The following is a 25,498-nucleotide window of genomic DNA, read 5'->3' as shown; positions in this document are numbered from 1 at the left end:
TTTCTCCTTACAGCGCGCAGGATACGCAGCCTTCGATTTCGGTGCCTTCCAGCGCAAGCTGACGCAGGCGAATGTAGTACAGCGTCTTGATGCCTTTCTTCCAGGCATAAATCTGCGCCCTGTTGATATCGCGGGTGGTGGCGGTATCCGGGAAGAAGAGCGTCAGCGACAGTCCCTGGTCCACGTGTTTTGTTGCCTCGGCGTAGGTGTCGATAATCTTTTCCGGCCCGATTTCATAGGCGTCCTGATACAGCGCCAGATTGTCGTTGGTCATAAACGGAGCAGGGTAATAAACGCGCCCGGTTTTGCCTTCCTTGCGGATCTCTATTTTCGACACAATCGGATGAATACTCGACGTGGCATGGTTGATGTAAGAGATCGAGCCGGTCGGTGGCACCGCCTGCAGGTTCTGGTTGTAGATGCCGTGCCGCATTACGTCATCACGCAGCTGTTGCCACATCGCGCGCGTGGGCAGGGTGATACCTGAACGGGCAAATAGCTGGCGTACTTTCCCGGTTTTTGGCTGCCAGTCGCCTTCCAGATACTGGCTAAAATATTCGCCACTGGCGTAGCGCGACTGTTCAAAACCGACGAAGCGCTGGTTGCGCTCGCGCGCCAGCATCATTGAGGTATGCAGCGCATGCCAGGTGATGGTGTAAAAATAGAGGTTGGTGAAATCCAGCCCTTCCGGGCTGCCGTAGGCGATGCCTTCCCGTGCCAGATAACCGTGCAGGTTCATCTGGCCGAGACCGATGGCGTGCGACGCGGTATTTCCCGCTTCAACAGAAGGCACGCTGCGGATGTGGCTCATGTCTGACACCGCCGTCAGCCCGCGAATGGCGGTTTCAACCGTGCGGCCAAAATCCGGGGAATCCATGGTGTGGGCAATATTCAGCGACCCGAGGTTGCAGGAGATATCTTTGCCGATGTCAGCGTAGTCCAGGTTTTCATCATAGGTCGACGCGCTGTTGACCTGCAAAATCTCCGAGCACAGGTTGCTCATGTTAATGCGGCCGGCAATCGGGTTGGCGCGATTCACCGTATCTTCATACATGATGTATGGATAGCCGGACTCAAACTGAATTTCGGCAAGCGTCTGGAAGAAATCGCGGGCGTTGATGTAGGTTTTACGAATGCGCTCGTCGGCTACCAGGTCGTCGTACAGCGCACTGATAGCGACATCCCCGAACGCTTTCCCGTAGATACGCTCGATATCGTAAGGCGAGAACAGCGCCATGTCGGCATTCTCTTTGGCGAGGGCAAAGGTGATATCCGGGATCACCACGCCGAGCGACAGCGTTTTGATGCGGATTTTTTCATCGGCGTTTTCGCGTTTGGTGTCGAGAAAACGCAGAATATCCGGATGGTGCGCGTGCAGATACACCGCGCCTGCGCCCTGGCGTGCGCCAAGCTGATTGGCATAGGAGAAGGCATCTTCCAGCATTTTCATCACCGGGATCACGCCGGAAGACTGGTTTTCGATGCGCTTAATTGGCGCTCCGGCTTCACGCAGGTTAGAGAGCAAAAACGCCACGCCGCCACCGCGTTTGGAAAGTTGCAGCGCTGAATTCACCGCTCGACCAATCGACTCCATATTGTCTTCGATACGCAGCAGGAAGCAGGAAACCAGCTCGCCGCGCTGGGCTTTGCCACAATTAAGGAAGGTCGGTGTGGCGGGCTGGAAGCGGCCGGAGAGGATCTCCGCCATCAGCCGTTCAGCCAGTGCTTCATCACCCTGGGCCAGCGTCAGCGCCACCATCACCACGCGGTCTTCAAAACTTTCGAGGTAGCGTTTACCGTCGAACGTTTTCAGCGTGTAGCTGGTGTAATACTTCCACGCGCCGAGGAAGGTCTGGAAACGAAAACCGCTGGCGTGCGCGCGTTCGAACAACCTCACCACGAAGGCGCGATCATAACGGGTGAGGATGCGTTCTTCGTAATAGCCTTCATTGACCAGATAGTCGAGCCGCGCATTCTGGCTTTCAAACGTTACGCTATTGGGGCGGACATGGGCGGTGAAAAAGGCGTCCACTGCCTCGTGGTCTTTGCCAAACTGGATGTGCCCCTCGCGGTCATAGAGGTTAAGCATCGCGTTTAATGCGTGGTAATCCGGTGTTGCCTGAATTACCCGTTCTGCGGTTGTCGTTGCCAAAATTCCTTCACTCCTTTACGCACGTTCTCTACGTCCTGCTGTGTCCCCATCAGTTCGAAACGATAGAGATACGGCACGCCGCATTTTTGAGAGATAACATCCCCGGCGCGACCAAAGGCGTCACCGAAATTGCGATTACCCGCCGCGATCACGCCGCGAATACGCTGTCGGTTATGGGGATCGTTAAGAAAGCGGATCACCTGGCGGGGAACTGCCCCCGCCGTACCGCCGCCGCCATAGCTGGGCACCACCAGTATGTAAGGTTCCTCTACCTGGATCCGCTCTCGCTCGTTCAGCGGAATGCGGGTCGCAGGCAGCCCGAGGCGCTCGATAAAGCGGAGCGTGTTTTCCGAGCTGCTGGAGAAGAAAACCAGTCCGCTCATGCCCTGGCGGCCTGAGCGGCGAGGCGGTTGATCATATCCGGACGGAAACCTGACCAGCTGGTTTCCCCGGCAACCACTACCGGAAGCTGGCGAAAACCCTGCGCGCGCAGGATATCGGCTGCTTCTGGCTGCTGGTCGATATTCACCATCTCAAATGCCACCCCGCGGCTTTCCATCGCACGTTTAGTCGCATGGCACTGAACGCAATCGTTACGTATGTAAATAATAATGCTCATGATTCGTATTTCCATTTAAAATGAGAGCACGGCGCGTATGTACGCGTCAGATTTGTGTGTCTTGCTAAAGGAGATACTAGATGTAGTTATCCTAAGTTTCAACCATACAAGATATGGGAAATTTAGATTGATTTTGCCCCGATGATGAGCACAGCGGGGCAGGGTGGGCTGTGCGGGTTTTTCAGGCGGGTTACTTACGCAAGTTAAGCAGGGCACCCACAAAGATACCGACGGCGGCTACTGTGCCCAGCGTACAGAGCGGTCTTTCACGAACAAAGGTGCTTGCACAGCTGACGGCATCACAGGCTGCCTGAGTCGTACGTGAACGGCCGTTCATCCGCGCACGGGTTTCACGGAGCAGAGACTGAGCCTTATGTTTTGCGGCATCCGCTTCGTCCTTCGCGTCAGTTCCCCAGGATTTCAATACCTCTTCCAGTGAGTCAGCTAATTGGCTGACATCATTACGAATATCCTGAGCGTCGTCGTTAATATCGTTTCGGTTCGTTCTGTTAAACATACGATCCTCCGTAATTTTGTGTTCCCGCTTAGTTTAGTTCAGAAATGTAATATCTGAAGTGCATCACGCGTTATCCGGCAGTTTATGGAATATTCTGAAAGCCCTGCTAATGCTGAATACTGTAAGGTTGCCGGGCAGGAAAAGATAACGAGGAAAAGATATGTATTTACGACCTGATGAGGTGGCGCGCGTTCTTGAAAAAGAGGGATTCACCATGGATGAGGTGACATCAAAAGCGTATGGATATCGCCGTGGTGAGAATTATGTTTACGTTAATCGTGAAGCCAGAATGGGACGTACCGCGCTCATTATTCACCCGACACTGAAAGACAGAAGTTTGTCATTTGCTGAGCCAGCCTCGGATATTAAAACCTGCGATCATTATCAGCAATTTCCGCTCTATTTAGGCGGCGAGACGCATGAACATTATGGTATTCCGCATGGCTTCAGTTCACGTATGGCACTGGAGCGGTTTTTGAAAGGACTGTTTGGCGACGTACAGTAAATCAGCGACTGGCGTGCGCCAGTCGCCTCACATTACGCTTTGGCCTGATTGTACTGGCTGACCTTGAACAGGCGGCGACAGTAGTCGAGAAAATAGCCGTACACCGCACCCATCAGCATTGAAATCACAATATTCGAACTGACCGCCGCGACGATCTGGTGCCAGTCTGCGCCGACTGTCAGCAGAATAGCCACGTAAACCGGGGACTGGAACGTCACATACGCCAGAACGTCGGCCAGGTTTTTGACCCAGCCTGCGGGGCTGATACGGCGTGCGAGGCGCATGACCGCATCACGGTATAATCCATAAGGCCAGGCAATAATAATGTTGACCGGGATTGCCACCAGACGAGAAGAAAGTGACTGCTCGAAGGTCATTCCGGAGAGGAATATTTCAATCAGCATGTTCACGACAGAACAGTAGACAACCATCGCGAAAGTATCCGCTACCGCATGGCGAAGGCGTGATTGCGGTGAGAACATGTCTGAACTCCTTGAGAAGAACACAATAAAAACGATTTTCCCGCAGCGATTAGTGCTTTAGGTTGGTTTGTTTGACGTGTATAGCGTATATCTCTGAGTTTAAACTAACAACTAGTGAATAATTTTTATTTAGTCGCGTTTTGTCCACAAAATTCTCTAAAATTGATTGTTTTTTGTTTGGTTCGTTATATTGTGTCTTTGCGGGGTATTTTTTTATAAAAATCAGATGGTTGATTCTGTTGGTCTGAAGGGTGGTGCCAGGAGGGGCTTTTTTGGAACAGTATGCTGTAATTTGGCTTAACGTTGACCGTTTCTGTCGGTGCTGATGTTGTGCGCGAATATTATTATTGTCGATATTTAAAGATATTTACACTATTGTCAGGAAAGTCCTGTGGGTAGATATTTAGACAGAAATGAATTATTCTGACTGTGATTTATCTATTTACCCCAAAGAAAAGGTTTCCAAATAATATGTCTTTGACGTTACAGAATCTTAATAATATCCGAACTCTGCGCGCCATGGCGCGTGAATTATCCCTGGACGTTCTTGAGGAAATGCTGGAAAAGGTCAGGGTCGTTGCTGAAGAGAAACGTAGTGAACTGGCGGAATTAGAGCAGCAGCGTACTGAGCAGCAGGAAAAAATTAACGCTCTGCTGGAACGGATGAAAGCCGATGGTATTTCACCGACTGACCTGTTGGGTTCAGATCTGGCGCAGGCAGGAAAGACGGCGAAAAAACGTAAAGCGCGTGAAGCAAAATATCGTTTTATTGACCAGAACGGTGAAGAAAAAACGTGGACTGGCCAGGGACGTACGCCGAAGCCAATTGCCAGTGCGCTGGCAAACGGTAAATCACTGGATGATTTTCTGATCTAATCCGTGAGCCGGACGGATCACTCCGTCCGGTTGTCTGTTCAGCAGACGCCGAAATCACCGTCTTCGGTATACAGAGCCAGATCGCTGGCTTTCAGGGTATATTTCTCGCCTTGTTCATTGCTGGCCTGTACCGCCACAACGCTGTCACCCTCAACTTCAATGACTTTCAGTTTCGGACCGCCTTTACGCGGTTGCACATAATCACCGACAGAAAACATATTACCTCCTCATCGTTTTAGTGAACTTCACCTTAGCCCACGCGCGCTGCCGGGTACAGTGTAATTCACGGATTACTGCTTATGAGGTACGCCGGTTCCATGGCATCACTTTCAGCAGTCGTGCCATACCGCAAAAACCTGTCAGACCTGCGAAGAGCAGCCCGGCCCCCACAAAACCGCTGAGCAGGAAAAAGCTGCTTGAGACGCTATAGCCCAGCACCACACCACAGAGAATCAACAGCCCGGCGGCAATTTGCACCTGACGCATCAGCGGGAGCGGCTGCGATTTGTCCTCGACAGTCAGAAGTCCAGCCTGCTTCCAGCCCTGAATGCCACCTTCGACGACAAATGCCTGAGCGGGGGCAGCAGCCTGTGCAAGGCGGTCAGCATTTCCGGACGTCCGGGCGCCGGACTGACAGTGAAAAATCACGGTTTCACCCGCCCGTGTAGTAAGCCCGCCGGGTAAGGTGTCCAGCGGTATGGACTGTGCAGCCGGAATATGCTCGCGGGCATACTCATCGGCATCACGAATATCAATCAGTTTTGCACCTTCGGCAACGCGCGCTTTGGCCTGCTGCGGTGATAGAAGAGGAAGTGACATGGCGGCTCCTTACGGGCAATAAAGGGTTTTCAGGGTGCTGATAAGCTGATACACGGCATCGTTTTTAATGAAATAGAGAATGCGCTGCGCTTCGCGGCTGCTGTCGATAAGCCCTTCTTCACGCATACGCGCCAGATGCTGCGACGTGGCGGAGGGGCTAAGTCCCGTTGCGCGAGCCAGCTCCCCCGCGCTGGTGCCGGGTGCACCGCACAGCGTGCAGAGGATCAGCAGCCGACGCGGGTTGCTCATCGCTTTTAAGAGTCCTGTGGCCTGCTCAGCGCTGGCCTGAAGTTGTTCGAGTTCAGTCATAATAGTTTAGGGTTTACTTAATTAAGAAAATGCTAAACTAATTTATTGCTTCGCGCCACAAGAGATCGCTATAGATGTGGGTCAGCACCCCCGCAGGGCCAAATTGTTGTTTGATCCAGCGCGTGACCTGGCCGGTCGCCGCATGCTGCGTGGCGAGCAGCATGCGTGAGTCCTTACGTGGATTATTAATGCGCCGGGTGACTAACAAGCCTTCTTCCACCGCCTCGCGGGCCATATACTCGGGCAAGAAACCGATCCCTTCCCCCAGGATCTGACACTGACATTTGGTGTTGAAATCCGGCACCAGAATCGCCTCCTGCCCGTGCAGCAACCAGCCGACCTTTTTGTTAATGGTATGGGCGGTATCTTCCACCATGATGTTGGGATACAGGCGTAGCTGGCTCTCTGCTATTGGTTCCGGGACGAAGGCCAGCGGATGTTCCGGAGCGATGGCGAATACCCAGCGGATAGCGCCAATCTCGGTGTAATCAATGCCACCGCCGTCGAGCAGCGTGTCCGGCGCGCCAATGGCAATATTGGCCTGGTTGTTGATGATGGAGTCCCAGACGCCGTTATACACCTCGGTCGTCACGGTTATCTGGCAGGTGGGAAACTGCTTTTTCAGCACCTGCAGCAGCCGCGCGGTATGGCGTGGGGTGTATAAAAGCTGATTAATACAGATGCGTACTCGCGCTTCAATACCCTGAGAAATGGTGTCTATCCCGCGTTTGATGGCATAAAAATCATTCAACAGATCGGTGGCTTTGCGATAAAAGTAAAAGCCGGACTCGGTCAGCTCAATGCTGCGTGTGTTGCGCACAAACAGCACAACGTCTAAGCCGGTCTCCATCCGCTTGATGGTGTAACTGATGGCCGAGGTGGTGACACCCAGCTCGGTAGCGGCCTTGCTGAAACTGCCGAAGCGTGCGGCGGTGGTAAAGGCCAGCAGGTTCTCTTCGGTAAAGATAGAATTCATATCACTGCTCCTGTGAGCCATCAGTTTTGAACATATTTTAACAGCGTTGTTACAACGCATTTGAAGCCGATCACAGTTCTGACTTTTTGCTGTAAGTCGCGCATAGCAAGGCTTTGTCAGGCATAAGCAGAATGCAGCCTTACGCGTTAAAAAGCGCGAAAACATAAGGAAAAGATTGCACGGCCGCACGTTTTGGCTGAATTGTTGAATTTAACTCAATAATGAATTGACTGTCGATGAATCATTTTTAAGCGGATTCTTTTATGACCAGGCTGTTGCTATTCTCAGGTCAACAGAAATAAAAACATCGGGAGTCTGAATATGTCTGGAACTGAACTCGTTACTGAATTTCTGCTGGCGGCAGAAGAGGGCAATAGCGATGCGCTAAAAGCCTGCCTGGAGAAAGGCGTGGATATTAACGCCACCAACCGTCAGAAAAGAACCGCGGTTATTATTGCCAGCCTGAAAAAGCATTATTCTTGTGTGGAGTTATTAATTGCCGCCGGCGCGGATATTGATAAACAAGACCAGACCTGTTTTAACCCCTTCCTGATTAGCTGCCTGACGAACGATTTAACCCTGCTGCGCATCGTCCTTCCGGCAAATCCGGATCTCGACCGTCTGACGCGTTTCGGTGGCGTGGGTATTACACCCGCCAGTGAAAAAGGGCACGTGGAAATAGTGCGCGAATTACTGGAGAAAACCGATATTAACGTTAACCACACCAACTTTGTTGGCTGGACACCGCTGCTGGAAGCCATCGTTTTAAATGACGGCGGCGCGAAGCAGCAGGAAATTGTAAAGCTGCTGCTGAATCACGGCGCGAACCCGCACATGACCGATAAATACGGAAAAACGCCGCTCGAACTGGCGCGAGAAAAAGGCTTCACCGCAATCGCTGACCTGCTGCTGGCGGCGGGCGCGTAACCTATCCGGCCAGCCTTAGCCGGCTGGCAACCCTGACATTAAGCATTTTACCGGCGTGCATTTTGCACGACGGCGGCCCGCTTTTATCCTCTTTCAGGAGAAAATAATGCCAACGAAAATCGTCATAAAAAAGAATACCTACTTCGATTCGGTTTCATTAATGTCCGTTTCGACCAAAGCCAATAAATTGCCGGGCGTTGAGCAGGCCTTTGTGGCCATGGCGACGGAGATGAACAAAGGCGTCTTAAAAAATCTCGGATTATTAACGCCGGAATTAAATGAGGCCAAAAACGGCGACCTGATGATCGTGATTAAAGGCGATGCGGCAAATGAAGAAACGCTGGCGGCCATTGAAGCGCTGTTCACGCGTAAAGAGAGCGCGGGATCCCATGAAGCGCGCTATGCGACGATTGCCAGCGCCAAAACCCATCGCCCGGACAGCAACCTTGCTGTGATTTCCGTCAATGGCACCTTCGCCGCTCGTGAAGCGCGCCAGGCGCTGGAGAACGATCTCAACGTGATGTTGTTTTCCGATAACGTGTCACTCGACGACGAGCTGGCGCTGAAGCAACTGGCGCACCAGAAAGGGCTGCTGATGATGGGACCGGACTGCGGCACCGCCATTATCAACGGCGCGGGGTTGTGCTTCGCCAACGCGGTGCGCCGCGGACCGATTGGTATTGTCGGCGCCTCCGGTACCGGCAGCCAGGAGCTGAGCGTGCGCATTCACGAATTCGGCGGCGGCGTGTCACAGTTGATTGGCACCGGAGGGCGCGATCTCAGCGAGAAAATCGGCGGCCTGATGATGCTCGACGCCATCGAGATGCTGGAGGCGGACGACGCCACGCAGGTGATTGCACTTATCTCCAAACCGCCTGCACCAGCGGTCGCTGAAAAGGTGTTGGCCCGCGCCCGTGCCTGCCGTAAGCCTGTGGTTGTCTGTTTCCTGGGCCGCAATGAACCACCTGCCGATGAAGACGGGCTGCAGTTTGCCCGTGGCACTAAAGAAGCCGCCCTGAAAGCTGTCCTGCTCACCGGCATCAAAAAAGAGTCACTTGATCTGCACCCGCTCAACTGGCCGCTGATCGAAGAGGTGCGTGCCCGTCTGACTCCACAGCAGAAGTACATTCGCGGGCTGTTCTGCGGCGGCACGCTGTGCGATGAAGCCATGTTTGCCGCGCTGGAGAAATTCGACAACGTCTACAGCAATATTCAGCCGGATCCAACAAAACGCCTGAGCGACATCAACGTCAGTAAAGCCCATACCTTCCTTGACTTTGGTGACGACGACTTCACCAACGGCAAACCGCACCCGATGATCGACCCGACTAACCGCATCAGCCGCCTGTTGCAGGAAGCGCGCGATCCGGAGGTGGGGGTGATCGTTATGGACTTCGTGCTGGGCTTTGGCGCACACGACGATCCGGTAGGGGTGATGCTCGACGCCATTAACGAGGCGCAGGCAATTGCGAAAGCTGACAACCGACCGCTGGAAATTCTGGGCTACGTGCTGGGCACTGACCAGGATCCACAGTCGCTGGTGCAGCAGTGCCAGCTTCTGACCGATGCAGGTGTGATTTGGGCCAGCAGCAGCACCAATACCGGATTACTGGCGCGTGAATTTGTCTGCAAAGGGGAGAAAGCATAATGACGACTTTATTTAACCAGCCGCTGAACGTGATTAACGTTGGTATTGCGATGTTCAGTGACGACCTCAAAAAACAGCACGTGCCCGTCACCCAACTCGACTGGACACCGCCGGGGCAGGGCAATATGCAGGTGGTGGAAGCGCTGGACCAGCTGGCGAGTAAACCACTGGCGGAAAAAATTGCCGCGGCCAACACCCTCGCCCTCGAGCGCATTATTCAGTCTCATCCGGTGCTGGTGGGTTACGGCCAGGCGATCAACGTCGTGCCAGGCATGACCCGCACCACTATTTTGCATGCTGGTCCACCGGTGACGTGGGAAAACATGTGTGGCGCGATGAAAGGCGCTGTTACCGGCGCGCTGGTGTTTGAAGGGTTGGCAAAAGATATCCGCGACGCCGAACGCGTGGCGGCTTCCGGAGAAATCACCTTCTCGCCGTGCCACGAACACGACTGTGTAGGCTCCATGGCGGGCGTCACTTCTGCCTCAATGTTCATGCACATCGTCGAAAACAAAACCTACGGCAACCGCGCGTTCACCAACTTAAGCGAGCAGATGGCGAAAATTCTGCGTATGGGCGCGAATGATCAGAGCGTGATTGACCGCCTGAACTGGATGCGCGACGTGCTCGGCCCGATGCTGCGCGACGCCATGAACATCATCGGTGAAATCGATCTGCGCTTAATGCTGGCGCAGGCACTGCACATGGGCGACGAGTGCCACAACCGCAACAACGCGGGCACCACGCTGCTGATCCAGGCGCTGACGCCGGGGTTGATTCAGGCGGGCTACCCGGTAGAGCAGCAGCGCGAGGTCTTTGAGTTTGTTGCCAGCAGCGACTACTTCTCCGGCCCGACGTGGATGACGATGTGTAAAGCCGCGCTGGACGCCGCTCACGGCATTGAATACAGCACCGTAGTGACCACCATGGCGCGTAACGGCTATGAATTCGGCCTGCGTATTTCCGGCCTGCCCGGACAATGGTTTACCGGCCCGGCGCAGCAGGTCATTGGCCCGATGTTTGCGGGCTACAAACCGGAAGACTCCGGGCTGGATATCGGCGACAGCGCCATCACCGAAACCTACGGCATTGGCGGCTTTGCGATGGCAACCGCCCCGGCGATTGTGGCGCTGGTGGGCGGTACGGTCGAGGAAGCCATCGACTTCTCTCGCCAGATGCGCGAAATCACCCTTGGTGAAAACCCGAATGTCACCATTCCGCTGCTGTCGTTTATGGGCATTCCTACTGCCATCGACATCACCAGAGTGGCGGGCAGCGGCATTCTGCCGGTGATCAACACCGCGATTGCCCACAAGGACGCCGGAATCGGCATGATTGGGGCGGGCATCGTTCACCCGCCGTTTAGCTGTTTTGAAAAGGCGCTGTTGACCTTCCGCGATCGCTACTTTTTATAAGGCATGCATCCATGAAAAACATGAAACTGGAGTGGAAAAGAGGTGACTGGGCGGCCTATTTCGGGCTCATGACCAACAACCTGACCAATTTGCTGACCATGATGGGGTTGCTCATTTTTGTCGTCGGCATCCCGAAGGAGATTGTTTATGGACGCATCGCGCCAGCCTTCGGGCTGGCGGTACTGGTAGCGAGCGTCTGCTATGCGTGGTTTGGCCTGCAGATGGCACGCCAGACCGGGCGTACTGACGTCACTGCGCTGCCGTCCGGCCCGAGCGCGCCGTCGATTTTTACCGTGACCTTCCTGGTATTAATGCCGGTTTATCAGCAGACCGGTGATGCGGAATTTGCCATCCAGATCGGTCTGGTGTGGTGCTTCGTGGAAGCGATGATCCTGGCGGGTGGTTCATTTTTAGGAGAAACCATCCGCAAGATGATCCCGCGTACCGTGCTGCTGTCGTGCCTGTCTGGTTTAGGGTTGCTGCTGCTGGCGATGAACCCGATGTTGCAGGCGTTTGAGGCGCCAACGGTGTCATTCATCGTGCTGCTGCTGATCTTCATCAACTGGTTTGGCAAAAAGCCGATCTTCGCCCGCATCCCGACAGGGCTATTGCTGTTGGTTGCCGGTACGGCCCTGGCGTGGATCTCTGGCCTGCAAAGCCCGGAAGCGATCAAGGCGTCGATGTCATCGTTCGGCTTTAACCCGCCGTCCGTGCATATCGAAGGCTTTATGCAGGGCCTGCCGCACGCGCTGCCTTACCTTGCCTCGGCGGTTCCTCTGGGGCTGGCAAACTACATCTTTGACCTGGAAAACATTGAGAGTGCTCACGCAGCAGGGGATGAATACCCAACCCGCAAAGTGATGCTGGCAAATGGTCTGGCATCAATGCTTGGCTGCCTGATGGGTAACCCGTTCCCCGTGACAGTCTATGTTGGCCATGCGGGCTGGAAAGCGATGGGAGCCAGCATTGGCTATACGCTGGCGTCGGGTGTGACAATGTTCATCGTGCCGCTGTTCGGGCTGGGGGCGTTTATGCTCGCCATCATTCCGATGACCGCCATCGTGCCGATTCTGGTGTTTATCGGCGTGGTGACCGCCAACCAGGTGGTGAGAGAAACCCCCAAAGTGGAAGTGCCCGTGATCTTCATCTGTCTGTTCCCGTGGATCGCCAACTGGGCGCTGACCATGATGAACAGCGTGATGGGGGCGGCGGGCACCAGTGCGGCGAAAATCGGTACCGATGTGCTGCACAGCAAAGGCATCTACTACGAAGGGCTGGTGCATCTGGGGAATGGCGCACCGCTTGCCAGCATGCTGTGGGGTTGTATCGCCATCTTCGCCATCATCAATAAACCGCTGCGCGGTGCCGTTGCGGCGGCTGTTGGTGCGTTGCTGGCGCTGTTTGGGGTGATCCACGCCCCGGTGGTGGGCTTTGCCGAAGGCAGTTCGCTGATGTTTGTCACGGCGTATCTGATGATGGGCGGCATGTTTGTGGTGAAACATTTCCTTGATAGCCGGGAAGCGGCGAGCGCTGAAATTACTGTTGCGAAGGAACACGTATGAAAGAGCTTATGGTCGTCGCCATCGGCGGCAACAGCATTATCAAAGATAACGCCAGCCAGTCGATTGAACACCAGGCGCTGGCGGTCAAAGCGGTGGCAGAGTCGGTGCTGGAGATGCTGGCATCCGACTACGACATTGTGCTCACGCACGGAAACGGCCCCCAGGTGGGGCTGGATCTGCGCCGCGCCGAAATCGCCCACGAGCGGGAAGGGCTGCCGCTGACTCCGCTGGCGAACTGTGTGGCAGATACGCAGGGCGGTATTGGCTACCTGATCCAGCAGGCGTTAAATAACCGCCTTGCCGCACGCGGGGAGCAAAAAGCGGTCACGGTCGTTACTCAGGTGGAGGTGGATAAAAATGATCCGGGCTTCACCCATCCCACTAAACCCATCGGCGCGTTCTTTAGTGAAGTGCAGCGCGATGAGCTGCAACTCGCCCACCCGGACTGGCATTTTGTTGAGGACTCTGGCCGGGGTTATCGCCGCGTAGTGGCGTCTCCACAGCCGTTGCGGATTGTCGAAGCCGATGCCATCAAGACGCTGACGCAGAAAGGTTTTGTGGTGATTGGCGCGGGCGGCGGCGGTATTCCGGTGGTTCGCACACCTGAAGGTGATTACCAGAGCGTCGATGCGGTGATTGATAAGGATCTCTCCACCGCATTGCTGGCACGTGAGATCCGCGCTGATGTGCTGGCGATCACCACCGGCGTGGAAAAAGTGTGTATCAACTTCGGCAAGCCAAATCAGCAGGCGCTGGACACCGTCAACGTGGCGCAAATGTCGCGGTATATGGATGAAGGCCATTTCCCGGCGGGCAGCATGCTGCCCAAAATCATCGCCTCGCTGGAATTTTTACACCACGGCGGCAAGCGGGTGATCATCACCTCGCCGGACAGCCTGCCTGCGGCGCTGCGCGGTGAAACCGGCACCCATATTGTTAATGAGGGAAGATAAGATGAGTGAAAACAAAAGCCGACGCGAGTTTATCAGCCAGAGCGGCAAAATGGTCACCGCCTGCGCACTGTTTGGTGCGACCGGATCTGTCGCGTATGCTGCGGATACTGCGAAGCCAACCTGCGAGACGGGCAAACCGATGAGCATCACCGCAAAACACTATTATCTGGATAACGTCCTGCTGGAAGCCGGGTTCAATTTCGACGGCGGCGTGGCGACCAGCACCCGCACCGAGCTGAAAACGCTGGAGATTAAAGACGGGAAGATCGTCACCCTGCGGGATAACAAAAGCCACGCTGATGCCACGCTGCCGCACTACGATGCGGGCAGTAAACTGATGCTGCCGGCGATGCGCGACATGCACATCCATCTCGATAAAACCTTCTATGGCGGCCCGTGGCGCTCCCTGAACCGCCCGGCGGGCACCACGATTCAGGACATGATCCGCCTTGAGCAGAAGCTGCTGCCGGAATTACAGCCCTACACCCAGGAGCGCGCGGAAAAGCTGATCGACCTGATCCAGTCCAAAGGGTCCACCATCGCCCGCAGCCACTGCAATATTGAGCCGGTTTCCGGCCTGAAAAACCTGGAAAATTTACAGGCGGTACTGGCGCGTCGTAAGCCCGGTTTCGACTGCGAAATCGTCGCCTTCCCGCAGCACGGCCTGCTGCTATCGAACTCTGAAAAACTGATGCGTGAGGCGATGCAGGCCGGCGCGCACTACGTGGGTGGACTCGATCCCACCAACGTGGATGGCGCGATGGAGAAATCCCTCGACACCATGTTCCAGATTGCGCTGGACTACGACAAAGGAGTGGACATTCACCTGCACGAAACCAGCCCGGCGGGTGTGGCAGCGGTGAATTACATGGTGGAAACCGTGGAGAAAACGCCAGAGCTGAAGGGCAAACTGACCATCAGCCATGCTTTCGCGCTGGCCACGCTCAACGAACAGCAGGTGGATGAGATCGCCACCCGCATGGCAGCACAGCAGGTAACCATCGCCTCTACCGTGCCGATTGGCACTCTACATATGCCGCTAAAGCAGTTGCGGGATAAAGGCGTGTTTGTGATGACGGGTACCGACAGCGTAATCGACCACTGGTCTCCGTATGGCCTGGGGGACATGCTGGAAAAAGCCAACCTGTACGCTCAGCTTTATATTCGACCAAACGAGCAGACGCTCTCCCGCGCGCTCGGTATCGCCACCGGCGACGTGCTGCCGCTGAACGACAAAGGCGAGCGCGTGTGGCCGAAAGCGCAGGACGACGCCAGTTTTGTGCTGGTAGACGCTTCCTGCTCCGCCGAAGCCGTGGCGCGTATTTCCCCGCGCACCGCGACGTTCCATAATGGCAACCTCGTTTGGGGCGTTGTGGGTTGACGTGCATTTCGCCCTCTCCCGGTGGGAGAGGGTTGGGGTGAGGGCATCAGGCCGCAGGGAATGCTTTATACTGGGAGGCACATTCTAAAAGAGGGATCTGCCATGGCACAAAACATCTACGACAACCCGGCGTTTTTCGAGGGCTACGCCCAGCTTCCGCGCTCGGTGCAGGGTCTGGACGGCGCGCCGGAGTGGCCCGCGCTGAAAAACATGCTGCCCGACCTAACCGGTAAATCGATTGTCGATCTCGGCTGTGGCTACGGCTGGTTCTGCCGCGCCGCGCGTGAACTGGGCGCGTCTGAAGTGACCGGCGTGGATATCTCGGAAAAGATGCTCGCCCGTGCGGCGGAGTTGACCCACGATGACGGGATTCGCTATCAACGCAGCGATCTGGAATCTCTTAAGCTCAACGAGAACAGCCTCGATCTGATCTACAGCTCGCTGGCGCTACACTACCTGCCGGAGTTGGACACGCTATTCGCCAACGTTCAGCGCGCGCTCAAACCCGGCGGCAGCCTGGTCTTTTCGATGGAACACCCGATTTACACCTGCGCTACGCGTCAGGGCTGGCTGACCGACGATAACGGAGAGCGGTTCTGGGGTGTGAACCATTATCAGGACGAAGGCCAGCGCGTCAGCAACTGGCTGGCAGACGGGGTGATCAAATACCACCGCACGCTGGGCACCACGCTTAACGCGTTGATCAAGGCCGGATTAACTCTGAGCGAAATCAACGAATGGGGGCCAACGCAGGCTCAAATTGACGCCTGGCCTGCACTGGCCGAAGAGGCGGAACGTCCGATGCTGGTACTCATTTCCGCCCGAAAGGGTCAATAACCCACCTTATACACCCGCCCGCTCTGCACGCCTTCTACGCTGCGACGATAGACCTGGGCGACGGTCGCGGCGGGCACGCTTTCAAAGCCCGGGAAGAAACCATCGTAGGCTTCAGCAGATTCGGTGAGTACCGTTGGGCTAATCAGGTTGATGCGGATCCCGCGCGGCAGTTCGCAGGCTGCGGCGCGAACAAACCCTTCCAGCGCGGCATTTACCGTGGTGGCATTCACCCCCTGCGCAATCGGCTCGTGCGCCACAATTCCGCTGATTAGCGTAATTGATCCACCTTCGTTCAGGTAATGCTGGCCGGTCAGCGCCAGGCGCACCTGTCCGAGCAGTTTATCCTGCAGGCCCTGGTTGAAATCACTGTCTTTCATCGTGGCGAGCGGACCGAAGTACAAACCACCGCTGGCAGAGACAATGGCATCCACCGGGCCGATTTTCTCAAACAGCGCCTGCACGCTCGCCTGGGAAGTGATATCCACCTGATAGTCGCCCTGGGTGCGACCTACGCGGATAACCTCGTGACGACGACTCAACTCTTCCGTCACTGCCCGACCGACTGTACCGCTGGCACCAATAATGACAATTTTCATCGCTGACTCCTTAATGTTGTGAGCCTTCATTCTTTAATAAATAAAAATGCAGATAAACTGGGCTAAAGTTAGAAGATTACTAACCAGAGGTTTGGAATATGGATAAGCTTCGCAGCATGGAGACCTTTATTGCCGTGGTAGAAAGCGGCAGTTTCACCGGTGCGGCGGCACGGCTGGAGATGTCGGCGGTGATGGTGGGGAAGTATATTGCGTTGCTGGAGTCTCAACTTGGTACGCGTCTTCTGGAGCGTAATACGCGACGCCAGAGCCTGACCGACGCCGGACGAGTCTATTTCGACGAGGCGAAGCGGGTACTGGAGCAGGTTGCCATCGCCGAAAGCGCGGTCGAGCGACTGCGCGCAACACCTGCTGGCACGCTGCGGGTAACGGCCCCCACGTCCTTTGGCGGCTGCATGATTGCACCGCTCACCGCCACCTTTTTGCAACGCTACCCGGAAGTGCGCGTGGAGCTGGATCTGACCAATCGGATGGTGGATCTGGTGCAGGAGGGCGTCGATCTGGCCATCCGCATTGGCGACATTCGCAACGACGACCTGGTCGCGAAATACCTCTGTCCTTATCGAATGGTGATCTGCGCCGCGCCTGATTATCTGGCGCACTACGGCACGCCACAAACGCCTGCCGATCTGGTGGATCATCTTTGCCTGTCCCACAGCGTGTGGACTGCACGCAATGAATGGCGGCTGCCGGGTGTCGAAGGGGAGGTGCGCTGGAAGCGTGATGCCATCCTAAGATGCAACGACGGCTACGGGCTGCGGATGGCCGCAAGAGCCGGGGCGGGGCTGTTATTACAACCGGAAGTGCTGGTCGCGGAAGAGCTGGAAAGTGGTCGGCTGGTGCGGGTGCTGGAGGATTACATTCCAGAGCCAAGACCGGTGCATTTGTTGTGGCGTCAGGATTTACGACCGCTCCCTAAGCTAACAGAATTTATCGCCCATATTCTGCTAAGATTGGGCACAATATAATAAAAGAAGGTAAGTAAAGAATGTCTGTGAATAAACTCGCCAGCAGCGCGCAGGGCCTGCAATCATCTGCCATCCGTGAATTATTAAAACATAGCAAAATGGCAGGGGTCATTTCGCTGGGCGGCGGTATTCCTAACCCTACATTGTTCGATCATGAAGGCCTAAAAATGGCCGCTGATGCCGTATTATCCCAGCATTTTGGCGAAGCTTTCCAGTACGGTCTGACCGAAGGTGTTCCTGGGCTACGGGAAGAAATTCAGCGCATCTGTGAAGGGCGTGGGATCCGCTGTAAGGCGGATGATGTGGTCGTGACCTCTGGTTCACAGCAATCACTTGACGTGCTGGCGCGTGCATTAATTAACCCTGGCGATACCGTCGTCGTCGAGCGTCCAACCTATCTTGCCGCGCTGCAGGTATTTGGCCTGGCGCAGGCGAATTTTGAATCCGTGGGTACCGATGCTGACGGAATGAAAGTGGATGAGCTCGAAACGCTGGTGGCCAATAAACCCATTAAAGCGGTTTATATTGTGCCGACATTTGGTAACCCGGGTGGGGTAACCCTTTCTGAACCGCGTCGTAAACAGCTGGTGGAATTATCGAAGCGTTATGACTTCGTGATTATTGAAGACGATCCGTACAGCGAAATTAATTACACCGATGAAGTTTTCCGCCCGTTAATTGCCCACGCCAAAGATATCGGTAACGAAGAGAACGTGGTGTATACCTCAACCTTCTCTAAAATTCTTGCGCCAGGCACCCGCGTGGGCTGGGTGCTGGTACCGGAGTGGCTGAAGCGCGCGGTGGTGAATCTCAAGCAAACCACCGATCTGCACACCAGCACGCTGTCGCAGCTGATGACGTACGAATACCTGAAAACCGGTCGTCTGGCCGATCAGATTAAAATGATCCGCGAAGCCTATCGCCAGAAATACCAGACGTTCGCAACAGAACTGGAAGCCGAGCTGGGTGATGTGATGTCATTCCACAAGCCGAAGGGCGGCATGTTCCTGTGGGCGACTATGAAAAATGGGAGTAATACCACTCGCTGGCTGGAAAAAACGTTAAGTAACGGCGTAGTATTTGTTCCGGGCGAATTTTTCTACTGCAATGAGCCAGACCATTCGACGCTGCGTATGTCGTTTGTCACGCCAACGGATGAAGAGCTGAAAGAGGCGGTTCAACGCCTGAAAAAATCGCTGTAAAAGACCTGCGCATAATGGCGTCTCCGCCGTTATGCGTAATATTCTTGCAGCGCGGCCAAAGCCGCTATCTTCCATGGTGATCTCCATGTTTGAATTTCTGATCGGTGTCGTTACGCACACGCCCGTCTGGGTGTGGGTGCTGTTTATCTTCCTTATCTCCCGCGGCATTAAAGCCCGCCAGCCGACTACCGTCACGCTGGAGAGGCTTGCTGTCATTCCGGCGATCTTTCTTATCTGGGATATCTACGATCTGGTGGTCTATCGCACGCTCACTCCCGAGACTGTCATATTGTGGACGGCGGGGATCTTTGCCGGTGCTGCGCTGGGGTATTTCCTGATTAAGCAGGCGGTTATCACCCGCGCAGATGCGCCGCGCAGCCTTTTCCGCCAGGCAGATTACACCGCGCTGCCGTTTATGATGCTGGCGTTTGGGGTGAAGTATGTGCTGGGCGTAATGAGCGCGGTCTCTCCGCAGACAATGCAGCAGCCCGCCATGAGCGCGCTGGCGATCGTCTCTGGCGGTGTGTTCGCTGGTGTGTTTCTCGGGAAATTTGCGCGCTATGTTGGCGTGTATGTCGCCCGTGTTCCGGTCTGAATTTACAGCAGGCCTTTCTGCGCGAAAGTAATGCGCGTGGCTTCATTGAGATCAAGCTCTTTTAACGATTCCGGACTAACCCAGGCGATCTCCTGAAACTCGTCATTAAAAGTGACTGCCCGGTTGGCGCTGAGGCAGTCAAAGATCAGATAGATCATATAAATCTCCTCAGTGGTGCCATCGGGGTAGGTTTTCACCCTGATGTCATCGCGAAAAGCCCATGGCGTGACCGAGACGATGTCCAGTGCGTCGCCCAGCTCTTCACGGATCTCACGACGCAACGCCTGCTCCATGGTTTCGCCTGGCTCCATTCCGCCACCGGAGAGAGCCCACTGACCGGGGAACACGCCGCGATCGTCGGCCATTTTGCACAGCAGATAGGCCCCGTCGTTCTGGATGATGGGGCAGACAATGGTTCGTTGGCGCATAATTTCTTCCTGAAAAAGTATTGAGTAGGTAAATTTTGTGCTGAATCAGGCAACATCCGGCTGGCCAGATTTTCGCTTAGCCATGACTTCCGCAACGGTCTTTATACGGCTTAACTCCTCCTGCGTCCGGGAGTTAGATTGCGCTTCCCAGATATCGACGTTCAGCTGTAGGTTCAGCCAAAATTCAATAGTGGTATCAAAGGTTTTTGCCAGTTTTATCGCCATATCGGCAGTAAGTTTGCGATTGTTATTGACCAGCGCGCTGATGGTATTGCGGTGTACATTAAGCATCTCCGCCAGATCGCTGATTTTCAGATTGAGCGGTTCAAGATACTCGTACTGCAACACGTCGCCCGGCGTGGTAGGTTTGCGGTGTGCCTGTTGAAGTGTCATAGGTGATGCCTCACTTGTGTTGCGTGTACCTGTGTGGAGAGAGGTAGAGATCGTCTGCTTTACCCTTTGTCCAGAGAAATACAAGCCTGTATTGCCTGTTTACCCGGATTGAGGAATATCCCTTCAGAGGAGGATTCAATGCTTCATACATATTGCCCGGTGGCGATCGCAAATCCCGGTGAGAAGTAGCTGCGTTGATGATGTCGAGCTTTCTCGCAAGCGCTGTCTCCAGATTTGAAGGAATAACATTGCTCGATCTACCGTAAAGAAAAAAATCCTCAAGCCATTGATCCCGAAAATGATTAATCATAATGCTGGTGAGCTCCAGTCCATGAAGCTGAGTGAATAGTATTGCACTCTAGCACTGTGCGCAAGTGCATTTTGTCTGCGGGTAATATTACCCTTGTGATGGCTGAAGGGAAGTGGGATGCATGACTAAAGGTAAATTCTTCGAGGTGGATTCCGCTTCTGGCGTGCGGTTTAATGCCCGGCGGCACTCCAGGCTTAACGCTCCCTCAGCGCCTCCTTCGCCCTGTTAAACGGCTTAATCAGATAATCCAGCACCGTTTTCTCTCCGGTCTTAATGTCCACCGTCGCAATCATCCCCGGCACAATCGAAAAGTGCCTGCCCGCTTTATTCACCAGGTAGTCCTGGCTGGTGCGGATAAAGACCCGGTAATAGAACACCTCCGGCTTGGCCTCGTCCTGAATAGTGTCCGGGGAAATCGTCTCCACGACCCCGTGCAGCCCGCCGTAAATGGCGTAATCGTAGGCGGTGATCTTCACCAGTGCCTCCTGGTTCGGGTGGATAAAGGCGATATCGCGCGGCGAGAGGCGGGTTTCAATCAGCAGATGATCGTCCACCGGCACAATCTCCATCAGCTCGCCGTTGGGCGGGATCACGCCGCCGATGGTGGTGACCTTGATGTTTTTGACGATCCCGCGCACCGGGGATTTTACGGTCAGACGGGTGACGGAGTCCTGGCGGCCTTTAAGAATGGCGGAGACCATATCCACCTCGGCGTTGGCCTTGGATAACGCCTCGCGGGCCTGAACGTAATACTGGGAGCGCACATCGGTGAGCTTCAGCTCCAGGTCACTTTTTTGCCGCTGCAACCGTAGCACCTCTACGTGGCTGGCAGCGCCGGTTTTCACCAGACGTTGGGTGATCGCCAGCTCTTTATTCGCCAGGTCTAACGCGGCGCGCAGCTCTCGCTGGGTGTCATCCAGTTGTGCGCGGCGGGAGTTGTAAAGTCGTGTTTCATCGGCAATAAGATCCGGCCATTTTGCCAGCGAAGGGGGAAACTTCAGCGGGAGATCGTTCACTTCGGCGTACAGGCGCGCGCTGGAGGCCAGTGAAGCGCGGTAGCGCGCCGCGCTTTCGCCGACGTTCGATTCGGAACGCGTCGGATCAAGCCGCGCCAGCACCTGCCCGGCCTGCACCTGATCCCCTTCGTGGACGTTCAGTTCGGTGAGGATCCCGCCGTCAAGCGACTGCAATACCTGCTCGCGCGAGCTGGGGATCACTTTACCCGAGCCGGTTGACACCTCATCCAGCACGCCAAACCACGCCCAGACGCCCAGCACCACAAACATCAGCAGCGAGAAGATCACGATCCGTCGCGCACCGGTGTAGCCGCTTTCGGAGTCGAGGGCGTTATCCAGATCGTTCATTGCGGCGACGTCACGCTGACTGATTTTCATTTTTCCACTCCCGTCCGGTTGCTGCCTGCTGCTGCTGCATGCGGCTGTTGCTCAGCGCCTGCGCTTTTGGCGCGTCCATCACCAGCATTCCCTCTTTGAGCACCACCACCCGCTCTACCAGTTCCAGCACCGGTACGCGGTGTGTGGCGACAATCAGGGTGCGGTGCCCGAGCCAGTCCCCCAGACGCTGGATAAATTCCCGCTCGGTGTGCTCGTCCAGCGACGCGGTGGGTTCATCCATCAGCACAATATTCGGATCGCGCAGGAGCATCCGCGCCAGCAGAATCGACTGGCGTTGTCCGCCGGATAATCCCACGCCGTTTTCCATGATCGGGTAGTCCAGCCCCTTGGGCAGCTTCTGCACGAATCCGGCCGCGCCGGTCAGCTCCAGCGCCTCGAAAATCTCTTCGTCGGTGGCGCGCGGCATGCCAAGGGTGATGTTTTCGCGCAGGGTGCCGTAAAACAACCGCGCGTTCTGGGTCATAAAGCCGACGTTGCGCCGGACGTCAGCGACGTCGAGATGCGGCAGGCTGAAGTTATCAAGCCGCAGCTCGCCGGCCGCCAGATCCATCCCTCCCGCCATGGCCTGCAGCAGGGTCGATTTGCCCGCGCCGTTGCGCCCGAGGATCGCCACTTTCTCACCCGGGCGGATCTCCAGCCGGTTAATGCGCAGCGCCATGCGCGGATCGTCCGGCTGATAGCGGAACTGCGCCTGCTCGAAGAGATAGTGACCGCGCAACACGTCCTGGCGGATCGGCGTCTCTTCGCGCTGATTTTCGGTGGGAAGCTGCATGATGCTGTCCAGCCCCTCTTTTGCCGCTTTAACCTGCTGCCAGCGGGCCAGCACGCCGCACAGCGTCGCCATGGGGGCAATCATGCGGGAGGCCAGCATAGACGCCGCAACCACGGAACCGGTGGTCAGGGTGCCGTCGATCACCATCGGCGCGCCGACCACAATCACGCCAGCGTAGACCAGGCTCTGAATCGTCATCCCCCAGCTGATCAGGTTCTGCGTCAGTTCGCGGGTTCGCAGGCCGGATTCCGCGGTGATCTGGATATAGCTGTTCCACTGCTGCAAAAAGCGGTTTTCCGCCTGCATCAGCTTGATGTCCTCCAGCCCCTGCACGCTCTCTACCAGCACGGCATTGCGCAGGGTCGATTCATGGGCCGACTGTTTCGCCAGCTCCGCCAGCTTCTTCTGCAGCAGCAGGCCGGGCAGGACCATGATCACCGCCGCCACCGGCGCGATCCACGCCAGCTGCGGGGCGATGATCGCCAGCACCACTACAAACAATAGGAAAAATGGCAGGTCGACAATCGTGGAAATGGTGGAGGAGGTCACCATCTCGCGGATCTGCTCCAGCTCGCGCAGTTGAGAGATAAAACTGCCGGTGGAGCGGGGGATCGCGCTGTTGCGCAGGCGCAGGGCGTGGCCGAATACGCGATCCGAGACGCGCATATCCGAGCGCTTACCCAGCAGATCCATAATGTGTCCGCGCGCCACGCGCAGCACAAAGCCAAACAGCGTGGCGATCAACACCCCAATCGTCAGGACGTAAAGCGTCGGGTAGGACTGGGCGGGGATCACCCGGTCGTAGACCTGCATGGAAAAGACGATCCCGGAAAGCGACAGCACGTTGATAAAGAGGGCTGCCAGCATCACCCAGCTGTAGGGGCGCAAGTCGCGCATCACCAGCCGGTAGAGCCAGTCCGGACGGTATTTTGAGATATAGGCATCCACGCGGCTGTCCTTCAGCGCCGCAAGGGGACGCAGGGCAATGACGTGGCGGATAGCGGGCAGCATTGCGGTCATCGACAGCCGGTTGGTGTGGGTCTCATCGTCGAAAAAGCTGACCTCCAGGGTATCTTCGCCGTCGTAATGCTCGATCACCCCGATCCTGCCGTCATTCATTGCCACCACCACCGGCAGACGCCAGCTGTTGATCGCCTGCCGATCGTCGGTAAGGAGCTGAAACGACAGCCCTGCCTCACGGGCCAACTGGGTGAGGGCGGGTACCATCGGTTTGCCTTTCAGCCACGGTGCGCCTGCGATCAGCGCGCCGGGAGAGCAGGCGACACGGTAGCGCGTGGCGACAAAACCAAAGGCCTGCGCCCAATGCGCCAGCGCCTCATCCGTCATCGTTTCACCCTGCGGGATTTCGCGTTGCTTCATGGCTGGATCTCCACGGTCTGGATGGTGCGGTTATCAAGATCGAACGCGTGACGCAATTGCCCGGTGTTATACAGGCAGTTGAGCTGCAGCTGGTGCAGCTGACCAAGGGTTTGCTGCTGGGTGAAGCGGGCCTGATAGACCTCCTGCTCGGCGTTGAGTACGTCGAGCAGCGGGCGCGAGCCGAGATCGAGATATTGCTGCTGGTACAGCTCGCGGGTGCGGGCGCTGAGCGCCTCCTGGCGGCCCTGAATTTGCAGCGTGCTTTGCAGGCTCATCACCTGGCTGCGGGCTTCCAGCAGTTTCTGGCGGACGTCAAGACGCGTGCGCTGAATGGTGGATTGCGCCGCTTCAACGGCGTGTCCGGCAGCGTTACGCCGGGCGGTGAGGCCGCCGCCCTGATAGAGCGGCATCTGCACCTTCACCCACGCGGAATACTGGGTACGATCCCGCGTTTCGCTCCCCGCATAGCGATCGTTCATATAATGGCGCACTTCTGGCTCCAGCGAGACAGTCGGCGTCATTTGCGCGTCGGCGTAGTCAAGGTTTGCCTGGGCGACGTTAGCCTGTGCCCATGCGGCAAGTACCGCGGGAACCAGACGGTCGTCCGGCTCGGCGATATCGCAGCTCCGCCCCAGCTTTTGCGGAAAATCATTGCTGATATCGTTCAGGCTGTTCCAGCCGAGAAAACTCATCAGCGTGGCGCGGGCGCTGTCGAGACTGGCCTGATACTGCATCAACTGGGCGCGAGCGCCTTCAATACGCGCATCGGTCTGTACGACGTCAGAGAGCGACGTGGCCCCTTCGTCGTTACGCTGGCGGGTCAGTGTGCCAATGGAGGAGAGAGCCTCAAGCTGCTCTTTCGCGGTCTCAACCATCTGCTGCCAGGTTTGTACCTGCACCATGGCGACAGCGGTATCGTGGGCGATGGTGTCGATGCTGACCAACACGTTGGCCTGCTGCTGGGCCACGCCAGCGCTTTCGGCGCGCACCTGACTTGCTACCTTGCCAAAATCGTAAAGCATTTGTGAGAGGGAGAGCACCATCGACGGCGTAAAGCCGTTCTGGTCGCCGTCATGGGAATAACCGTTGTCCACGCCGGCATTTATCTGCGGATAGTATTTTGATTTAGCAACGTCCACCTCTTCGCTCTGCTGGTAGAGTTTCCCCACGGCCTCGCTGATGGCCGGGTGCCAGGTGACGGCACGGTTGACGGCTTCGCCAAGCTGCAATGAACCGGGCGCGGCTTTACCGGCCACAGGGGCCACGCGACCATTGAGTGAGGGGAGTTCCTGCGTTTCGCGGAGTTGTCCGGTATTGATGGTCGCCGCCGGGTTCGCGCTGAGAGCGGGCACAGATATCAGGCAGCACGAGAGCCACCAGTAAGGCATCTTCATTCCCATGTCATGTCCCTAATAAATATGTACAGCTTTATTATTTATGCCC

Annotated in this window: 28 protein-coding genes; 12 read left to right on the top strand and 16 right to left on the bottom strand. The window is 56.0% G+C overall.

The annotated features are described in order from the left end of the window. Positions 1-7: 7 nt before the first annotated feature. The 4 genes from nrdE to LCD46_17495 all read right to left on the bottom strand — a co-directional run bounded on the left by nrdE (position 8) and on the right by LCD46_17495 (position 3,288). Complete coding sequence (gene nrdE, locus LCD46_17510) at positions 8-2,152, bottom strand: class 1b ribonucleoside-diphosphate reductase subunit alpha (protein UOY69841.1); 2,145 nt, start codon at positions 2,150-2,152, stop codon at positions 8-10. After that, on the bottom strand, positions 2,125-2,535 hold the full coding sequence (nrdI, locus tag LCD46_17505; protein ID UOY69840.1) for a class Ib ribonucleoside-diphosphate reductase assembly flavoprotein NrdI: 411 nt from the start codon (positions 2,533-2,535) through the stop codon (positions 2,125-2,127). Before nrdI ends, nrdE begins: the two co-directional genes overlap by 28 nt. Beyond that, positions 2,532-2,771 carry a glutaredoxin-like protein NrdH gene (gene nrdH / locus LCD46_17500; GenBank protein UOY69839.1) on the bottom strand — a complete coding sequence of 80 codons (240 nt, stop codon included), beginning with the start codon at positions 2,769-2,771 and terminating at the stop codon, positions 2,532-2,534. Before nrdH ends, nrdI begins: the two co-directional genes overlap by 4 nt. A 190-nt stretch (positions 2,772-2,961) precedes the next feature. Beyond that, a complete protein-coding gene (locus LCD46_17495; GenBank protein ID UOY69838.1) occupies positions 2,962-3,288 on the bottom strand; it encodes a DUF883 domain-containing protein in 327 nt (108 codons plus the stop codon). 160 nt (positions 3,289-3,448) lie between these two features. On the opposite strand from LCD46_17495, the gene LCD46_17490 reads away from it, so the two are divergent. After that, the gene (locus LCD46_17490; GenBank protein ID UOY69837.1) at positions 3,449-3,793 is read left to right on the top strand and encodes a DUF2002 family protein; all 345 of its coding nucleotides are present in this window, start codon (positions 3,449-3,451) and stop codon (positions 3,791-3,793) included. Positions 3,794-3,825: 32 nt separating this feature from the next. Here LCD46_17490 and alaE read toward each other — a convergent pair whose 3' ends face one another. Continuing rightward, complete coding sequence (gene alaE, locus LCD46_17485; protein ID UOY69836.1) at positions 3,826-4,275, bottom strand: L-alanine exporter AlaE; 450 nt, start codon at positions 4,273-4,275, stop codon at positions 3,826-3,828. A gap of 471 nt (positions 4,276-4,746) precedes the next feature. On the opposite strand from alaE, the gene stpA reads away from it, so the two are divergent. Further along, positions 4,747-5,151 carry a DNA-binding protein StpA gene (stpA, locus tag LCD46_17480; protein ID UOY69835.1) on the top strand — a complete coding sequence of 135 codons (405 nt, stop codon included), beginning with the start codon at positions 4,747-4,749 and terminating at the stop codon, positions 5,149-5,151. Positions 5,152-5,189: 38 nt separating this feature from the next. Here the strand turns inward: stpA and LCD46_17475 are convergent, their stop codons facing one another. The 4 genes from LCD46_17475 to LCD46_17460 form a co-directional block, all read right to left on the bottom strand. Next, entirely contained in the window at positions 5,190-5,369 is a 180-nt protein-coding gene (locus LCD46_17475; GenBank protein ID UOY69834.1) for a hypothetical protein, read from the bottom strand. Positions 5,370-5,448: 79 nt separating this feature from the next. Further along, complete coding sequence (locus tag LCD46_17470; protein ID UOY69833.1) at positions 5,449-5,970, bottom strand: rhodanese family protein; 522 nt, start codon at positions 5,968-5,970, stop codon at positions 5,449-5,451. 9 nt (positions 5,971-5,979) lie between these two features. Beyond that, positions 5,980-6,279 (bottom strand): metalloregulator ArsR/SmtB family transcription factor, encoded by a 300-nt coding sequence (locus LCD46_17465; protein ID UOY69832.1) that lies wholly within the window; start codon positions 6,277-6,279, stop codon positions 5,980-5,982. 37 nt (positions 6,280-6,316) lie between these two features. Beyond that, on the bottom strand, positions 6,317-7,255 hold the full coding sequence (locus LCD46_17460) for a LysR family transcriptional regulator (protein UOY69831.1): 939 nt from the start codon (positions 7,253-7,255) through the stop codon (positions 6,317-6,319). Between the two features lie 321 nt (positions 7,256-7,576). On the opposite strand from LCD46_17460, the gene LCD46_17455 reads away from it, so the two are divergent. From LCD46_17455 to LCD46_17425, 7 genes are all read left to right on the top strand, one after another. Continuing rightward, positions 7,577-8,182: an ankyrin repeat domain-containing protein gene (locus LCD46_17455; protein ID UOY69830.1), complete on the top strand. Its 606-nt coding sequence runs from the start codon at positions 7,577-7,579 to the stop codon at positions 8,180-8,182. Positions 8,183-8,288: 106 nt separating this feature from the next. Continuing rightward, on the top strand, positions 8,289-9,830 hold the full coding sequence (gene fdrA, locus LCD46_17450) for an acyl-CoA synthetase FdrA (GenBank protein ID UOY69829.1): 1,542 nt from the start codon (positions 8,289-8,291) through the stop codon (positions 9,828-9,830). Beyond that, positions 9,830-11,245 carry a DUF1116 domain-containing protein gene (locus LCD46_17445; protein ID UOY69828.1) on the top strand — a complete coding sequence of 472 codons (1,416 nt, stop codon included), beginning with the start codon at positions 9,830-9,832 and terminating at the stop codon, positions 11,243-11,245. The genes fdrA and LCD46_17445 overlap by 1 nt, the downstream gene beginning before the upstream one ends. 11 nt (positions 11,246-11,256) lie before the next feature. After that, a complete protein-coding gene (locus LCD46_17440; GenBank protein UOY69827.1) occupies positions 11,257-12,807 on the top strand; it encodes a xanthine permease in 1,551 nt (516 codons plus the stop codon). Then, positions 12,804-13,760 carry a carbamate kinase family protein gene (locus tag LCD46_17435; protein ID UOY69826.1) on the top strand — a complete coding sequence of 319 codons (957 nt, stop codon included), beginning with the start codon at positions 12,804-12,806 and terminating at the stop codon, positions 13,758-13,760. The genes LCD46_17440 and LCD46_17435 overlap by 4 nt, the downstream gene beginning before the upstream one ends. Before the next feature lies 1 nt (position 13,761). Beyond that, the gene (locus LCD46_17430) at positions 13,762-15,141 is read left to right on the top strand and encodes an amidohydrolase family protein (GenBank protein UOY69825.1); all 1,380 of its coding nucleotides are present in this window, start codon (positions 13,762-13,764) and stop codon (positions 15,139-15,141) included. Between the two features lie 102 nt (positions 15,142-15,243). Further along, positions 15,244-15,978 (top strand): class I SAM-dependent methyltransferase, encoded by a 735-nt coding sequence (locus LCD46_17425; GenBank protein ID UOY69824.1) that lies wholly within the window; start codon positions 15,244-15,246, stop codon positions 15,976-15,978. Here LCD46_17425 and LCD46_17420 read toward each other — a convergent pair. Further along, positions 15,972-16,574: a short chain dehydrogenase gene (locus tag LCD46_17420; GenBank protein ID UOY69823.1), complete on the bottom strand. Its 603-nt coding sequence runs from the start codon at positions 16,572-16,574 to the stop codon at positions 15,972-15,974. The two genes, LCD46_17425 and LCD46_17420, sit on opposite strands and share 7 nt — an antisense overlap. Before the next feature lie 98 nt (positions 16,575-16,672). Here LCD46_17420 and LCD46_17415 point away from each other — a divergent pair, with 98 nt between their 5' ends. The 3 genes from LCD46_17415 to LCD46_17405 all read left to right on the top strand — a co-directional run bounded on the left by LCD46_17415 (position 16,673) and on the right by LCD46_17405 (position 19,357). Continuing rightward, positions 16,673-17,560, top strand: a complete 888-nt coding sequence (locus LCD46_17415) for a LysR family transcriptional regulator (protein ID UOY69822.1) — start codon at positions 16,673-16,675, stop codon at positions 17,558-17,560. A gap of 20 nt (positions 17,561-17,580) precedes the next feature. After that, on the top strand, positions 17,581-18,762 hold the full coding sequence (locus LCD46_17410) for a PLP-dependent aminotransferase family protein (GenBank protein ID UOY69821.1): 1,182 nt from the start codon (positions 17,581-17,583) through the stop codon (positions 18,760-18,762). 85 nt (positions 18,763-18,847) lie between these two features. Further along, the gene (locus tag LCD46_17405) at positions 18,848-19,357 is read left to right on the top strand and encodes a hypothetical protein (protein ID UOY69820.1); all 510 of its coding nucleotides are present in this window, start codon (positions 18,848-18,850) and stop codon (positions 19,355-19,357) included. Between the two features lie 2 nt (positions 19,358-19,359). On the opposite strand, the gene nudI is transcribed toward LCD46_17405, so the two are convergent. The 6 genes from nudI to LCD46_17375 form a co-directional block, all read right to left on the bottom strand. Then, on the bottom strand, positions 19,360-19,785 hold the full coding sequence (gene nudI / locus LCD46_17400; protein UOY69819.1) for a nucleoside triphosphatase NudI: 426 nt from the start codon (positions 19,783-19,785) through the stop codon (positions 19,360-19,362). A gap of 45 nt (positions 19,786-19,830) precedes the next feature. Then, complete coding sequence (locus LCD46_17395; GenBank protein ID UOY69818.1) at positions 19,831-20,178, bottom strand: HigA family addiction module antidote protein; 348 nt, start codon at positions 20,176-20,178, stop codon at positions 19,831-19,833. Between the two features lie 10 nt (positions 20,179-20,188). Then, positions 20,189-20,488: a type II toxin-antitoxin system RelE/ParE family toxin gene (locus LCD46_17390; protein UOY69817.1), complete on the bottom strand. Its 300-nt coding sequence runs from the start codon at positions 20,486-20,488 to the stop codon at positions 20,189-20,191. A gap of 194 nt (positions 20,489-20,682) precedes the next feature. After that, entirely contained in the window at positions 20,683-21,852 is a 1,170-nt protein-coding gene (locus LCD46_17385; GenBank protein ID UOY72994.1) for an HlyD family efflux transporter periplasmic adaptor subunit, read from the bottom strand. Between the two features lie 10 nt (positions 21,853-21,862). Beyond that, positions 21,863-24,055 (bottom strand): type I secretion system permease/ATPase, encoded by a 2,193-nt coding sequence (locus tag LCD46_17380; GenBank protein UOY69816.1) that lies wholly within the window; start codon positions 24,053-24,055, stop codon positions 21,863-21,865. Further along, complete coding sequence (locus LCD46_17375) at positions 24,052-25,455, bottom strand: TolC family outer membrane protein (GenBank protein UOY69815.1); 1,404 nt, start codon at positions 25,453-25,455, stop codon at positions 24,052-24,054. Before LCD46_17375 ends, LCD46_17380 begins: the two co-directional genes overlap by 4 nt. Between the last annotated feature and the right edge of the window lie 43 nt (positions 25,456-25,498).

Origin of the sequence: Enterobacter ludwigii (genome assembly GCA_023023105.1) — a bacterium.
GTDB lineage: Bacteria > Pseudomonadota > Gammaproteobacteria > Enterobacterales > Enterobacteriaceae > Enterobacter > Enterobacter adelaidei.
Note: the sequence above shows the minus strand (reverse complement) of the source record. Positions and strands in the feature narration are given on the sequence as shown.